We start from the raw sequence: 14,069 nt of genomic DNA, 5'->3' as shown, positions 1-14,069 counted from the left end.
GGTAGAAATCACTTTATTCCTACCCATAAAAAACATTCATTTAGCCTATAAAAATTAGTTATTTAAGCGCACTTTCAAGTTCGGAAACCGACATGTAAGCACCGATGTGTTTGCCTTCTGCGTTATAGATCGCTGGCGTACCATTCACACCAATATTTAGACCCATTTCATACATGCTGCGCACAGGGTTTTGACATGATGCAGGCTCGATTTGCTCACCGGCAATGGCTTTATCAAATGCGGCACGACGGTCTTTGCTACACCAGATAGTTTCCATCATTGGCATGTGTTGTTCACCACGTGGCCAAGCGATATAACGGACTTCAATGCCACGGGCATTAATATCATCCATTTGTTCATGTAATTTATGGCAATAAGGACAGCTAACATCGGTAAACACATAAACCACGTGTTTGGTTTTACCTTTGGCTTTATAGATCAGTAGGTCTTCAGTTTTTAATTGATCAAATAATTTTTTGTTGGCTTCTGCTTGTAGGGTATCGCCTACATTAAAGAGTTGCTTTTCACCTAAACGAACCACGTCGCCTTGGAAAATGTATTTACCATCAGCTGTAGCATAGACCGCAGGCATGCCTTCAAAGCTTACCCAAAACAAATTAGGAACTTCAGTCGCTTTCACCCCAGTGACTTTGGCATTGATATTGGCTTTTTGCAGATTGGATTGCAAAGTATCAATTAAACGCTGCTGAGCATTACGTTCAGATAAATTCGAAGCTTCACCAGTTGCAGGCGTACTTGCCGTTAATGTCGCATCTTTCTTTTCGTCATTATTTGAATTAGAACAAGCCACTAACGCCATACTGGCAACAAGTGTCGATGCGAGAAAAATTTTTGAACGGGTAAATAACATAAACAACCCTTTTCTTTTAGCTTTATCAAACAGGTGAGTAAGCATAGCAAAAAATATCGGGCACAATAGAACTTCTTGGTCTGATATTTCCTGCCGTTAAGCTCTCGGATGATAGTCTGCATGTAATTTTTGCATACGAATCTGCGCGACATGGGTATAAATTTGCGTGGTAGACAAGTCACTGTGGCCGAGCAGCATCTGCACGACACGTAAGTCGGCACCGTGGTTGAGCAAATGCGTGGCAAAGGCGTGGCGTAAGGTATGTGGTGATAATTCGGCTTGAATGCCTGCAATGAGCGCATAGCGTTTAATCGCGTACCAAAAGTTTTGGCGACTCATCATTCCACCGAGTTGAGTGAGAAATAAAGCATCGGTTGCGCTTTTGTATAAGACGGGACGTGCTTCAGCTAAATACTTCTCGATCCATTCCACCGCCATTTGACCTAAAGGAACTAAGCGTTCTTTATTGCCTTTACCGGTAATTCGTAAATAGCCTTGTTTAAGATTGATCAGTTCTAATCTTAAATTTAATAACTCAGAGACACGTAAACCACAGGCATACAGCACTTCGAGCATGGCACGATCACGTAGACCCAATGCGGTGTTGAGGTCTGGGGCATTAATCAGGGCTTCAACATCTGCTTCAGATAAATCCTTTGGTAGGGCACGACCCAATTTGGGTGTTTTATGGATTGCAACAGGATTGTCGCTGCGTATTTTTTGTTCACGCAAGAACTTGAAAAATGAACGCAGTGCAGAAAGTGAGCGGGCGATCGAGCGAGGGCTTTTTCCTTGTTTCGTCAGGCTAAGCAAGACATCTGAAATGTCGTCACTGCTCCAATCAGTCATGACATGCGTATGACACTCACTGCATTGAATTAAATCAGATAAATATGCATTTCGTGTATGTGGACTGACGGTTTGAGCTATTAAATCATCACGATATCCGTGTAAAAAACTGAGTGATTCTGGAATTTGGACTGGGGTTGGAATACGTGGTTTTTTATTTAACATGTGCCGCTCATTTTCGAAATTAAACCAAGAAATCACAATGGTTTAATGCAATGTAATTTAAAAAAATAGTCGTGTCGATGCTAGATTGTTAAATGAGAATTGAAATCGAATCCGATTTGTTAATTATTCTCATTTGTTTGTATAATGTTCAAAATTTTTTAGGGTTAGTTGCGTGCGATTATCTGATTTGAAAGTGAAACAAAGCGCAGTCATTCATAAGGTACATCGTAACCAGAATGGCAACAATGCTCCGGCTGATTTAGTCGCTAGCCGTTTAGAGACTTTGGGTTTTGTTCCTGGAACAAAAGTACAGGTGATTACCAAAGGTATTTTTGGTGGTGACCCGATTTTAATTCAAGTTGGGTTTACTCGTTTCGCACTGCGAAAAGTAGAAGCTGAAAAAGTGGAAATAGCAATGGAAGGGGCATCAGCATGAGTGATGCGTTACGTATTGCCCTCGTTGGTAATCCAAACTGTGGTAAAACTTCATTATTCAATCATTTAACGGGCACACGTCAGAAAGTTGCAAACTATGCTGGTGTAACGGTTGAGCGTAAAGTTGGTCAATTTACTTTGCCATCGGGTAAATCTGTTCGAGTTTTGGATTTGCCGGGGACATATAGCTTAGAAGCGACGAGTCCTGATGAAGCCATTACGCGTGATGTCGTGCAAGGTAAAATTGCAGAAGAAGGGCATCAAGATGTCTTTTTATGTGTAGTTGATGCGACAAACTTAAAATTGCACCTCGGTTTGGTCATGGAAATGATCGATTTGGGTCGTCCAATTTTACTTGTCCTCAACATGATGGATGAAGCACGTCGTCGTGGCATGCAAATCAATACCCAAAAGCTGTCTCAGCGTTTGGGTGTGCCTGTCGTAGAAACCGTTGCTGTACGTAATGCGGGTATTGAAAACTTAATGGGTGCTTTGGATGCTGAAGGTTTCAGAAAACCAGATGCGTCATTAAGTGATACCAATCTTTCTGGGACTAACCACGAAAAAATTGAACAAATTTTAAAAGACGTGGTGGTGTTTGTTGATCATGAAGATAAACGCTCAGACTTTCTCGATAAAATTTTTCTACATCCAGTCTTTGGTTTAATTACCTTAGCGGTGATGATGTTTATTATCTTCCAAGCGGTGTTTGCGTGGGCTGCGCCGTTTATGGATGGTATTGAAACCTTCTTCGGTTGGTTCGGTGAATTGGTCGGTGAACACATTTCACATCCACTCCTGAACAGCTTGGTGGTTGATGGGATCATTGCGGGTGCAGGCGGTGTAGTGGTGTTCTTGCCGCAGATTTTAATTTTATTCTTCTTTATTTTGGTTTTAGAAGAATCAGGTTATTTACCACGTGCAGCATTCTTGCTAGATAAGCTGATGTTTAAAGCCGGACTGAGTGGACGAGCTTTTATTCCTCTGCTATCGAGCTTTGCCTGTGCTGTACCGGGCATCATGGCAACTCGGAGTATTCAAGACCCCCGAGATCGTCTGGTAACGATTTTAGTTGCGCCATTGATGACCTGTTCGGCACGTTTACCGGTTTATGCCTTGCTGATCTCAGCATTTATTCCACAGCAAATGGTCTGGGGCGTCTTTAACTTACAAGGCTTGGTGTTATTTGCATTATATGCAGCAGGGATTGTGAGTGCCTTAATTGTGGCAACAGTGCTGAAATTCTTCCAAAAAGATAAATCACAGCATGCCTTATTGATGGAACTTCCAAGCTACCGTTTCCCAGATATTAAGAGTGTTTGGATTGGTTTACTGGACCGTGCCAAGATCTTCTTGAAACGTGTCGGTGGCATCATCTTTGCTTTATCGATTTTGTTATGGTTCTTGTGTACTTTCCCGCAACCGCCAGAAGGCGCAACCTTGCCGGATATTGATTATTCATTGGCAGGTATGCTTGGGCATGTGCTACAACCGATTTTTGCACCATTAGGTTTTAACTGGCAGATATGTATTGCCTTAATTCCAGCGATGGCGGCACGTGAAGTTGTTGTAGCGGCATTGGGTACGGTGTATGCCTTGTCTGCAACAGATGAGGATGCCATGTCTCAAGGTCTGGCAAATTTAATTAGTAGCGATGGGTCATTGGGTTGGTCATTGGCAACCGGTCTATCATTATTGGTGTGGTTTATTTATGCGCCACATTGCTTGGCGACACTGGCGACAGTTAAACGTGAAACTGGCTCCTTGAAAACGGTGAGTTTCATGACTATCTATTTATTTGGTTTGGCTTATCTAATGGCATTCATCACGTATCAAATTGCAACACGCTATTTTGGATAGTGAATCTTGAATGGCAAAAGCTGAACAAAGGAGAGAGACATGCTTGAATCAATAATTATTGCGGTATTGGTGATTTGGAGTGCTGTCGTGGTGTTTAAGAAGGTATTTCCAAAAACATCGAACTCAGTCTTCACAACTTTATCTGGGCACTGTGCAAACCGTGGTTGGAACAGTTTAGCCAAATGGTTAAAGCCCAAAATGGTCGCAGGCTGTGCAGGCGGTTGTGGATGTTCAGCTTCGGATAATTCATCTGCAAAAAAAGCTGAAGTACAAGCGGTGAAGTGGAAATAAGCTCACCGCCCGTTGCGTGAAGAAACCGCCCAAGATGGGCGGTTTTTTTACGAGCAGACACAAAAAAACTGCGAGAAAGTGAAAACATAAAAAGCATTCAAAACAGCAAAGTGCTAACATTTTGTCAGATTTAAAAACCGACCAAAAAATGGGGCGAAAATGTTAATACAGCGTGGTGGATTGAAGGTTGTTGCCGGATTAGGGATTTCTGGTGTTTCCGCAGTGAATTTCTTACATAGCCATGGCTACCGCGTTGCAGTCACCGATTCACGAGCAGTCCCACCGGGTCATGATCAAATTCCAAATGATGTACAAACTAGTTTCGGTCAGTTGGATCAAGATTTATTACTCCAAGCAGAAGAAATTATTATCAGCCCGGGGCTAGATCCAAAATTACCGCAAATTCAGGCGGCCATTGCAGCCAACATTCCTGTGGTTTCAGAAATTCAAATTTTACGTCGTGCGACGGATAAGCCAATTGTCGCGATTACAGGTTCGAATGCGAAAAGTACCGTAACGACTTTATTTGGTCTTATGGCAGCAGATGCAGGCAAAAAAGTGGCAGTGGGTGGCAACTTGGGTCGTCCGGCTTTGGATCTCACCAAAGATGATCCTGAGCTTTATGTTTTAGAGCTTTCAAGTTTTCAATTAGAAACCACATCAAACTTGGCCGCAGAAGTGGCTGTTGTGTTGAACATGAGTGAAGACCATTTGGACCGTCATGGCGATATGATGGGCTATCACACTGCGAAGCATCGTATTTTCCAAGCGGTGAAAAAAGTGGTGTATAACCGTGATGACTCATTAACACGTCCATTGGTTCCAGATATTACTCCAATGCAAAGCTTTGGCCTAAATGCACCAGATATGAATCAGTTCGGTATTTTACGTGATACTGATGGCACAATTTGGTTGGCACGTGGTCGTGAGCGGTTACTGAAAAGTGCAGATATGTATATCCAAGGGACACATAATGTGGCAAACGCCTTGGCATGTTTAGCTTTGGGTGAAGCGATTGGTTTGCCACTCGAAGGCATGTTGGAAACCTTGAAAACCTTTAAAGGTTTAGAACACCGCTGTGAATTTGTGAAAGAAGTGCATGGTGTTCGTTATTATAACGACTCTAAAGGCACCAATATTGGTGCGACTTTAGCTGCGATTGATGGTCTAGGTGCTGCGATTGAAGCCAAAGGCGGTAAAGTGGCGATTATTTTAGGTGGTCAAGGCAAAGGGCAGGACTTTACTGCGCTGCGTGATTCACTTTCAAAATATGCCAAAGTTGCGGTATTGATTGGTGAAGATCGTCCAATTATTGAAAAAGCGGTTGAAGGGACAACCACGCTGATTCATGCTGAAAGTTTGAAACAAGCGGTTGAGTTGTGCCAACAAAATGCGGTAGCCAATGATGTGGTGTTATTGTCTCCAGCGTGCGCAAGTTTTGATATGTTTAAAGGCTACAGTGAGCGTGGACACCAATTTGTTGATTGTGTGAATGCACTCGTTTAAAAGAACGATAAGGAAAGTTGTATGGCTGGGTTGGCTCAGACGACCATAAATAGAATAAATGAAGTTGTAGAGCGTTGGCTTCCTCGGTTACCTGCCGAGGTCAACGTGCGCAATGTTCTGGTGTTCTGTGTTTTGGCATTGTTGTGTATTGGTTCGATCATGGTGGCATCTGCATCGATGCCTTATGCAGAACGCATGCATGAAAATGCCTTTCATTACATTTCACGACACGGTATTTCGATTGCCGCTGCCGCCGCCGCCGCCTATATCGCCTATAAAGTGCCGTTGAATGTTTGGTTTAATAACACCTTCTTTTTATGGATTATCACGATTATCTTATTGGCTGCTGTATTGGCTGTCGGGACAGAGGTCAATGGTTCTAAACGTTGGATTCGTATTGCTGGTTTCACCTTACAGGCTTCGGAGGTCGCCAAAGTCATGATGGCGATATTTACCGCGGACTATGTGGTACGACGTGCTGAAGAAGTCCGCAATAACATCAAGGGCTTGGTACGATTGGCAGTGATTATGGCTGCAACTGTCGGTTTAGTCATGGCAGAGCCCGATTTAGGGGCGACGGTGGTGATTGCCTTAACTATGCTAGGGGTATTCTTCCTCGCAGGTGCACCGTTGATTCAGTTCGCAATTGCCTTTGGTGCGATCATCATGGCCTTTGTGTTCTTGATTTTATTTGAACCTTATCGTTTAGAACGTTTGATGTCCTTCTCAAATCCATGGAATGATCCATTAGGCGCAGGCTACCAGTTGTCGAATGCATTAATGGCTTTTGGTCGCGGTGAATGGTTTGGTGTCGGCTTGGGTCATAGTATTCAAAAAATGTCGTATTTACCTGAGGCTCATACCGACTTCATGTTGGCGGTTTTGGGCGAAGAATTTGGCTTCTTTGGAATTTTGACCGTATTGACGCTGTCATTTGTGATGTTGATCTGCTGTATTCGCATTGGTCATCGTGCTTTACGTCATCAATACTTACGTGCAGGCTACTTGGCTTATGGCATTAGTATTATCTTCTTGCTGCAAATTTTGGTGAATGCCGGCATGAACATGGGCATGCTTCCTACCAAGGGTTTGACCTTACCGTTTATTAGTTATGGGGGGTCTTCTCTGATTATCTGTGCGGTTATGGTGAGTCTGATCTTAAAGATCGATGCGACGACCAAAGAAGTAAACCCAAGTAAAGAAGAATCAAGCTTCTAAATTGGTATCTCGTTGCGGATCGGGAGATGCATGGTGGAGGACACTGGCTGGCATCTCCGTTCCACAATGGAGACATTTGACCAAGCTCGCCTTGGCTTTAGAAAGGGGAATCAATGGGATAAAAAATAAAGAAAAATAATTACGTTGCTGTTTTAACTCATACTGAGTTCTGCTGCGGCAGACAGGGCAAGTAAATTGGCTCTTTTCAATGACTTTGGTTTTCGGACCAACTCCAAAAATAAAAAACATTAGGCTCTCCAATGGTCGATTGATCACTTTATTAAAGCATAATTCAATTGAAAATCGAGTGATTGGCTTAGATCAATATTTGGGTTTATTGATAGATTTGAGGCAATGCTGTGCCATGGGGAATTTGTTGAATATCCCACTGCGCAATCGCCTGTTGTAGCATAATACGTGGCGTATCCAAGTCGACTGGCGGTTGGTGTAGGGCTTGCAATGCTTGTTGTAATAAAGGTGCCGCTTGGCTTAAATCAAGAGCTTGAGCCATATTCTGTTTTGACAGTTTTTGTCCCTGATTATTCATTGCCAATGGCAAGTGCATGTATTCAAGGCGTGGATAACCCAAAACCTGTCCGAGCCAAATTTGACGTTCGGTATTGTCCAAAAGATCAGCCCCACGTACAACATGGGTCATCCCTTGTAGGTAGTCATCAACCACGACAGCAAGTTGATAATTGATAATGCCATCACGGCGTTTTAAGACAAAGTCACCCAAATCCTGTTGCAGATTCGAGCAATGCGTCCCTTGTAAGCGGTCGGTAAAACAAATCTTCTGTGCATCGACTTTGATTCGAATAGCCTGATCCTGAAGGGGAAGGCCAAGATTACGACATGTGCCTTGATAGATATGATTTGAACCGAGCATTTTTCGGGTGCATTGACAAGCATAGACCAAGTCTTGGGCATGCAAATGCGCAATGACTTGCTCATAAATTTCGAGGCGGTCTTTTTGGAAAATGATCTCGGCATCTGGTTCGAATTGAAATGCATCAATACAACGTAAGATGTGTTCTTCGCTGCCGGGAAATATACGTGGAATGTCGGTATCTTCGATACGAACGACCCATTGCCCCTGATGGGCACGGGCATCGCAGTAGCTTGCGACTGCTGTAATTAAAGAGCCAAAATGCAAAGGGCCGGTTGGCGATGGCGCAAACCGACCCACGTAATGCTCTGCAGCTTTTCCTCCCTTATCTAAAGGGAGGGCTAGAGAGGAATTACTCAACACAGAATTAACCGTTATTTTGCTTCTCTTTGATCTCTGCAAGTGTTTTGCAGTCGATACATAAAGTCGCTGTTGGACGCGCTTCTAGGCGACGTAAGCCAATTTCGATACCACACGTTTCACAGAAGCCGTAGTCATCATTTTTGATCGCTTCAATTGATTGTTCAATTTTACGGATCAGTTTACGTTCACGGTCACGTGTACGAAGTTCAATCGCAAATTCTTCTTCTTGCGTTGCACGGTCGTTCACATCTGGAAGCGCAGTATTTTCGTCTTGCATGGTATTCAAAGTACGGTCTACTTCAGACATTAACTCAGCTTTCCACGCCAATAAGATGTGACGGAAATGCTCAAGTTGCCCTTCAGACATGTATTCTTCATTCTTTTTAGGCTGATAAGGTTCAATACCAAATAAGCTTGCAGTAGAACCACCTTCAGTCGCCTTTGGCTTTGATTTGCGCACGCGTTTGGTAGACTTTTCGTCTACTACATCAGTTTGTTCGTCTAAGACTTGATTTTGGTTGTCATTCGCCATGTAGGGCATTCCTCATCATATGCATATATCTATACGCAAAAAATATGGTGATATGCAAGTTTTTTATCCACCCAACACAGAGTTTCCTTCTGTGGGGGTCGTCATCATATAGACTTTTTCTGCTTATTGATAGTCTTTGATGTTTGGATTCTAACTATCACTTTTCCTTTAGAAGCCATAAAGTAAAGCAAAAAAATCAAATTGAAAAGTTAATAACCTGAAATTTCAACATTAATTTGAGGTTGTTTTAATTTGACCCGAACAACTTCAGTTTTAAATTCACCATTATCATTCAGATAGAGTGCACGATACCCTGGTAAAGCCTCATCTAAGGCAAAATTTTCACTATGCGGTTTGAACTGAACACTGGTCGAAGGCGTCGATAAAAACTGAATATTGCGCCATTGATTAGACGAGTCTTGATGTACGTGTCCGCATAGTACAATTTTGACATTGTCATGGCGTGAAAGCACATCTATGAGATGTTCAGCGTTCTTTAGTTTATGCTGATCTATCCAATGCGATTGCATGGCAAAAGGGTGGTGGTGGCATGCCACAATGATGTGTTGCTGTGGGTGTGCTGTGAGTAACTGATCTAATTGTTCCAACTGCTGTTGTGATACCCAACCATCCACTTTTCCTTTAACCGCACTGTTCAGTAAAATCAGACACCAATTGCCTAATGCGATGCAGTGAGCACGATCTTCCTGTTGATGAAATGGGAAGCAAGACGCTTCGTCATGGTTCCCCGGAATCTGATAAAACGGAAACGGCTGCTGTTGCATATATTCGAGATAACGCGCATAGGTACGCTCTACCGGCACTTGTGCAAGATCGCCAGTATGGACAAGCGTATCGATGTGATGATGGTTCAACTGAATTTGTTGAATCACATCGTGAAAACTCTGCTCTGGATTCATGCGGACAAATTCAAGATCTTCCTGATCCATTAAATGTGTGTCCGAGATCTGGATCAGTGTCCAGTCGTATTGTGGTGTATCCCTTAAAGTCATGTCCTTCCCCTTAGACATTCCTTGTAGTATGTATTTGTTGTTGTAACCATTGCAAGGCCATAATGACAGGTGCGTTTTTTAGCCGACCATTGGTTAATAATTCAGGAATATCAGCATAATCTAAGATATGCAATTGAATATTCTCTCCTTCATCAGGCATGCCAAAGACTCCGCCATGTTCAGGAAGTTCAGCTTCAGCACTATAAAGGTGGAATAATTCCGCGCAGGCACCCGCAGAGGGATAAAAACTAAATAAATGCTGTAGTGCATCTAATTCACAGCCTGATTCTTCCAAACTTTCACGGCGGATGCAGCTTTCAGCAGATTCATCACCATCGAGCACGCCGGCAATAATCTCTAGTTGCCATGGCGAAGTTTCATCATCAATCGCCCCAATGCGGAATTGTTCAATTAAGGCAAATTTTTGTTGTTGATGACTATAGATCAGCACACCTGCTGCTTCAGGACGATGAATCAATTCACGCTGAATGGTTGGAATCATGCTGTCTTGATGGAATAAGCGGTGTCGAAGCTGAACTTTTTCAACTTGAATAAAGCCTTTATAAAGATGTTCACGCCCTTCAATGCTGTAATCTTTTTTGTTATATGTGGCCTGTTTAATAATATTCATAAGCGCTAATTAGGATGAAATCTTCCATTTCATCCTAACCGAGATTTTGTTGAATACAAAAGATTTTTTTAAGCTTTACACTTTATGGTACAACTTTTGACCATGTTCATGATAGGCCGCTTTCATGCTTTGTAAACCTGTCTCAATTTCAGGATTAGATTCTGAAGAAAGCTGCATATCTTGCTGATTTTTTGCATAATCTCTCACATTTTGTGTGATTTTCATCGAGCAAAATTTAGGTCCACACATTGAACAAAAATGGGCTGATTTATGTGCTTCTTTCGGCATAGTTTCATCATGCATGCTACGCGCTGTATCAGGGTCTAAGCTCAGATTAAATTGGTCTTCCCAGCGGAATTCAAAGCGTGCTTTGGATAATGCATTATCACGAGCCTGCGCACCGGGATGACCTTTGGCAAGGTCTGCGGCATGGGCTGCAATTTTGTAGGTGATAATGCCGTCTTTGACGTCTTTTTTATCTGGTAGACCAAGGTGCTCTTTCGGGGTCACATAACACAGCATGGCGGTGCCATACCAACCAATCATTGCCGCACCAATGGCAGAGGTAATGTGATCATAGCCCGGTGCAATATCAGTGGTGAGCGGCCCAAGGGTATAAAAAGGTGCTTCTTTGCAAACCTCGAGTTGTAGATCCATATTTTCTTTGATCATGTGCATAGGGACATGGCCCGGGCCTTCAATCATGACTTGTACATCATGTTCCCATGCACGGTGAGTCAATTCACCTAAGGTGCGTAATTCACTAAATTGGGCTTCATCGTTGGCATCTTGAATACACCCCGGACGTAAACCATCACCTAAACTGAATGACACATCATAGGCTTTCATGATTTCGCAGATTTCATCAAAATGCGTATACAGGAAGTTTTCTTCATGATGCGCTAAGCACCACTGCGCCATGATCGATCCGCCACGTGACACAATCCCTGTTAAACGGTTGGCTGTGAGTGGAACATAACGAAGCAGCACGCCTGCGTGAATCGTAAAGTAATCGACACCTTGCTCGGCTTGTTCAATCAGTGTGTCTTTGAAAATTTCCCAGGTTAAGTCCTCTGCGACACCATCAACTTTTTCTAAAGCTTGGTAAATCGGCACGGTGCCAATCGGTACAGGGGAGTTGCGAATAATCCATTCGCGGGTTTCATGGATATTTTTACCTGTCGATAAATCCATGATGGTGTCAGCGCCCCAACGAGTTGCCCAAGTCATTTTTGCCACTTCTTCATCGATGCTTGAACCAAGTGCTGAGTTACCAATGTTGGCATTGATTTTCACCAAGAAGTTACGACCAATAATCATCGGTTCACATTCAGGGTGGTTAATGTTGGCAGGGATAATGGCACGACCTTCAGCCACTTCTTGACGTACAAATTCTGGGGTGATTTCAGTTAAATTGCGTGCGCCAAAATTTTGACCGGCATGTTGGCGCATATCAACACCTTCACGCTGGCGCTGATTTTCACGAATCGCAATGTATTCCATTTCAGGAGTGATGATGCCTTGTTTGGCATAGTGCATTTGAGACACATTGTGTCCACGACGAGCGCGACGCGGTTTTGAAATATGCGCAAAACGAATCTCTGCAGTACGAATATCTCGAAGACGCTCTTGTCCAAATTTTGAAGTTAAGGTATCGAGTATTTCCGTATCATTTCGAGACTCAATCCAAGATTCACGGACATTAGGTAGACCTTGATTCAGGTCAATTTGAATATTGGGGTCTGTATAAGCACCAGAGGTGTCATAGACCATAATCGGTAGATTTTTTTCTCCACCCAGACCTGTAGGCGTATCTGTAAGGCTAATCTCACGCATCGGCACGCGAATATCTGGACGTGAACCTTGGATATAGACTTTCTTTGACGCAGGGAGAATACGAGTGAGATCTTTAGCATCTTGTTCATGTTGAGCAGCGCGATCTGAAGCGGTGAGATTCGTTAATTGGTTCATTGCAATGATCCTTATGAATGACATCAACGAATCAAGCACGACCAAAAACGTGGCAGTTTATCTGATGGATTCACCTGAAAATAAAGGCGTAAAACCAAGAGATAAGAAGGGCTTAAGTTTTTAGATGGCTTGATTCCTACGCAGGTATTAACCTGATCAGGTTCAACGGTACTCATCCTTAAATTTAGCGAACTAAATTTAGATGATCTCAGCAGGAAATTACCTGCGCTCCGTCAAGCTTTGTGCGGATATTAGCATGAAGGCTGTTTTAAAACAGTGTTATTTTTCATCGATTTTGCAGTGCAGAATTTTGGCTAGGTCCGTGTGCAATTGAACTTGCATTGGCTAAGTAGAGGACTGATTTACACAGATGGCGTCACTAAAACAGTCTTTCTTATAATGCGGATCAGGATTACGGACACCAATTAAATTCAACAGCTGCGCTTCTGATCGCTGATTAGATGCAGCAGTATTTTGATCTAATAATTTTAAAAATAAACGCGCCTGATCTGCCAATGTGGAGTTTTTTAATTGAGCCAAACGTTCAATTTCTTCTAAAGAACTGGCTTGAATACTGAGGCGGTCTGAAAAATCATTAGAAACTGGGCTATGCGCTGAACCAATAAATAACAACTGGCTATATTGATATAGCAATTGTTGTGCATCTTTTTTGTATGGGCTATCTGGATATTGTTTCAGATAGTCTTCCCAAAAAATTGCACGTGTTGCAATCTCTTGCGGCTCAATGGTTAAACTTTGTTGCAGCAAGGCAGGTTGTGCATTTTGTTCAGCCAGTTTTTCAATAAAGACTTGCTCAGATTCTTCCATATAAGGCGCAAAAATTTTGGCTAAATATTCAGGACTGCGGCGATAGCGTAATTGTCCTTCACCTGCATCGAACAACTCCACATAAGCTTGGCCTTTATGTTTCAGTAAATACTGATCTCGGGCAGTGAGCTGCTCATAATGATTTTGTTGAATGGTGGGATGCTGAGCCATATCAAAGGCAAATTGTTCGAACGCCATTTGCTGTTGAGCTGTACGTTCAACATGTAAAAAGTTGCGATACATTTGATTGGACAAACGCAGTAATTTTTTTTGTTCGTCCGCTTTTAATAGCGGTAAGCAGACTTTGAGATCTTGGTTGATTTGTTCTAAAGCGAAAGTTGTTCGTTGATCGTCTATTTCCAGCATGTTTTTTTCAAGTTTTTTGCACAGCAAAGACAAATCGACTGCTTCTTTTTGAACAGTCTTATTGTTGGGAAACTCTGGTGCAGGTTGAGGTTCAGGCTGTTGTTGGCATCCATTCAACATACTGAAACATAAAAACATTGCACTAAACTTTGCAGGCAGCTGAAAAAATTTTGACACAGGAACTCGATGCGCTATAGAAGTGGTATTGTCCGATGGAATGTCGACTATTTTATAGATGAAACACGTGCAATATGTGTACTATTGTACAGTTCTTTGTTATA

The 14,069-nt window shown here is 42.6% G+C and carries 14 protein-coding genes and 1 riboswitch; of the genes, 5 read left to right on the top strand and 9 right to left on the bottom strand.

All coding sequences use genetic code 11. From position 1 onward, the window contains the following. Positions 1-58: 58 nt before the first annotated feature. Both G0029_RS14630 and xerD read right to left on the bottom strand, forming a co-directional pair. A complete protein-coding gene (locus G0029_RS14630) occupies positions 59-871 on the bottom strand; it encodes a DsbC family protein (protein ID WP_180109851.1) in 813 nt (270 codons plus the stop codon). A gap of 96 nt (positions 872-967) precedes the next feature. Next, complete coding sequence (xerD, locus tag G0029_RS14625; RefSeq protein WP_078192583.1) at positions 968-1,885, bottom strand: site-specific tyrosine recombinase XerD; 918 nt, start codon at positions 1,883-1,885, stop codon at positions 968-970. Positions 1,886-2,057: 172 nt separating this feature from the next. On the opposite strand from xerD, the gene G0029_RS14620 reads away from it, so the two are divergent. The 5 genes from G0029_RS14620 (at position 2,058) to ftsW (ending at position 7,195) form a co-directional block, all read left to right on the top strand. Continuing rightward, positions 2,058-2,321 (top strand): FeoA family protein, encoded by a 264-nt coding sequence (locus G0029_RS14620; protein WP_078189444.1) that lies wholly within the window; start codon positions 2,058-2,060, stop codon positions 2,319-2,321. Further along, positions 2,318-4,180 carry a ferrous iron transport protein B gene (gene feoB, locus G0029_RS14615; RefSeq protein ID WP_180093144.1) on the top strand — a complete coding sequence of 621 codons (1,863 nt, stop codon included), beginning with the start codon at positions 2,318-2,320 and terminating at the stop codon, positions 4,178-4,180. Before G0029_RS14620 ends, feoB begins: the two co-directional genes overlap by 4 nt. A 39-nt stretch (positions 4,181-4,219) precedes the next feature. Beyond that, positions 4,220-4,471 carry a DUF6587 family protein gene (locus G0029_RS14610; RefSeq protein WP_180106777.1) on the top strand — a complete coding sequence of 84 codons (252 nt, stop codon included), beginning with the start codon at positions 4,220-4,222 and terminating at the stop codon, positions 4,469-4,471. 159 nt (positions 4,472-4,630) lie between these two features. After that, on the top strand, positions 4,631-5,977 hold the full coding sequence (murD, locus tag G0029_RS14605) for a UDP-N-acetylmuramoyl-L-alanine--D-glutamate ligase (protein WP_180106779.1): 1,347 nt from the start codon (positions 4,631-4,633) through the stop codon (positions 5,975-5,977). Positions 5,978-5,998: 21 nt separating this feature from the next. Then, positions 5,999-7,195, top strand: a complete 1,197-nt coding sequence (gene ftsW / locus G0029_RS14600; protein WP_078192579.1) for a putative lipid II flippase FtsW — start codon at positions 5,999-6,001, stop codon at positions 7,193-7,195. On the opposite strand, the gene G0029_RS14595 is transcribed toward ftsW, so the two are convergent. From G0029_RS14595 to G0029_RS14565, 7 genes are all read right to left on the bottom strand, one after another. After that, complete coding sequence (locus G0029_RS14595; protein ID WP_078189439.1) at positions 7,184-7,444, bottom strand: zinc-ribbon domain-containing protein; 261 nt, start codon at positions 7,442-7,444, stop codon at positions 7,184-7,186. The two genes, ftsW and G0029_RS14595, sit on opposite strands and share 12 nt — an antisense overlap. Positions 7,445-7,529: 85 nt before the next feature. Continuing rightward, positions 7,530-8,447, bottom strand: coding sequence for a tRNA glutamyl-Q(34) synthetase GluQRS (gene gluQRS, locus G0029_RS14590; RefSeq protein ID WP_373685010.1), 918 nt, complete (start codon positions 8,445-8,447; stop codon positions 7,530-7,532). 4 nt (positions 8,448-8,451) lie between these two features. After that, positions 8,452-8,979, bottom strand: a complete 528-nt coding sequence (gene dksA / locus G0029_RS14585) for an RNA polymerase-binding protein DksA (protein WP_078189438.1) — start codon at positions 8,977-8,979, stop codon at positions 8,452-8,454. Between the two features lie 209 nt (positions 8,980-9,188). Then, positions 9,189-9,992 carry a 3',5'-cyclic-AMP phosphodiesterase gene (gene cpdA / locus G0029_RS14580; protein ID WP_078192576.1) on the bottom strand — a complete coding sequence of 268 codons (804 nt, stop codon included), beginning with the start codon at positions 9,990-9,992 and terminating at the stop codon, positions 9,189-9,191. Between the two features lie 10 nt (positions 9,993-10,002). Then, a complete protein-coding gene (locus tag G0029_RS14575; protein ID WP_078192575.1) occupies positions 10,003-10,623 on the bottom strand; it encodes an NUDIX domain-containing protein in 621 nt (206 codons plus the stop codon). A gap of 75 nt (positions 10,624-10,698) precedes the next feature. Then, positions 10,699-12,594, bottom strand: coding sequence for a phosphomethylpyrimidine synthase ThiC (gene thiC / locus G0029_RS14570; RefSeq protein WP_078189435.1), 1,896 nt, complete (start codon positions 12,592-12,594; stop codon positions 10,699-10,701). A gap of 116 nt (positions 12,595-12,710) precedes the next feature. Beyond that, a riboswitch (TPP riboswitch) is annotated at positions 12,711-12,837 on the bottom strand. A 102-nt stretch (positions 12,838-12,939) separates the two neighbouring features. Beyond that, positions 12,940-13,908 (bottom strand): hypothetical protein, encoded by a 969-nt coding sequence (locus G0029_RS14565; RefSeq protein WP_227591833.1) that lies wholly within the window; start codon positions 13,906-13,908, stop codon positions 12,940-12,942. Between the last annotated feature and the right edge of the window lie 161 nt (positions 13,909-14,069).

Source organism: Acinetobacter sp. YH12138 (assembly GCF_015218525.1).
Classification (GTDB): Bacteria; Pseudomonadota; Gammaproteobacteria; order Pseudomonadales; family Moraxellaceae; genus Acinetobacter; species Acinetobacter amyesii.
Note: the sequence above shows the minus strand (reverse complement) of the source record. Positions and strands in the feature narration are given on the sequence as shown.

Excerpts from the sequence above, each read along its gene's own strand:
- G0029_RS14630 (WP_180109851.1), bottom strand. The coding sequence starts at position 871 with ATGTTATTTACCCGTTCAAAAATTTTTCTCGCATCGACACTTGTTGCC.
- xerD (WP_078192583.1), bottom strand. The coding sequence starts at position 1,885 with ATGTTAAATAAAAAACCACGTATTCCAACCCCAGTCCAAATTCCAGAA.
- feoB (WP_180093144.1), top strand. The coding sequence starts at position 2,318 with ATGAGTGATGCGTTACGTATTGCCCTCGTTGGTAATCCAAACTGTGGT.
- G0029_RS14610 (WP_180106777.1), top strand. The coding sequence starts at position 4,220 with ATGCTTGAATCAATAATTATTGCGGTATTGGTGATTTGGAGTGCTGTC.
- murD (WP_180106779.1), top strand. The coding sequence starts at position 4,631 with ATGTTAATACAGCGTGGTGGATTGAAGGTTGTTGCCGGATTAGGGATT.
- ftsW (WP_078192579.1), top strand. The coding sequence starts at position 5,999 with ATGGCTGGGTTGGCTCAGACGACCATAAATAGAATAAATGAAGTTGTA.
- G0029_RS14595 (WP_078189439.1), bottom strand. The coding sequence starts at position 7,444 with ATGTTTTTTATTTTTGGAGTTGGTCCGAAAACCAAAGTCATTGAAAAG.
- dksA (WP_078189438.1), bottom strand. The coding sequence starts at position 8,979 with ATGGCGAATGACAACCAAAATCAAGTCTTAGACGAACAAACTGATGTA.
- cpdA (WP_078192576.1), bottom strand. The coding sequence starts at position 9,992 with ATGACTTTAAGGGATACACCACAATACGACTGGACACTGATCCAGATC.
- G0029_RS14575 (WP_078192575.1), bottom strand. The coding sequence starts at position 10,623 with ATGAATATTATTAAACAGGCCACATATAACAAAAAAGATTACAGCATT.
- thiC (WP_078189435.1), bottom strand. The coding sequence starts at position 12,594 with ATGAACCAATTAACGAATCTCACCGCTTCAGATCGCGCTGCTCAACAT.
- G0029_RS14565 (WP_227591833.1), bottom strand. The coding sequence starts at position 13,908 with ATGTTGAATGGATGCCAACAACAGCCTGAACCTCAACCTGCACCAGAG.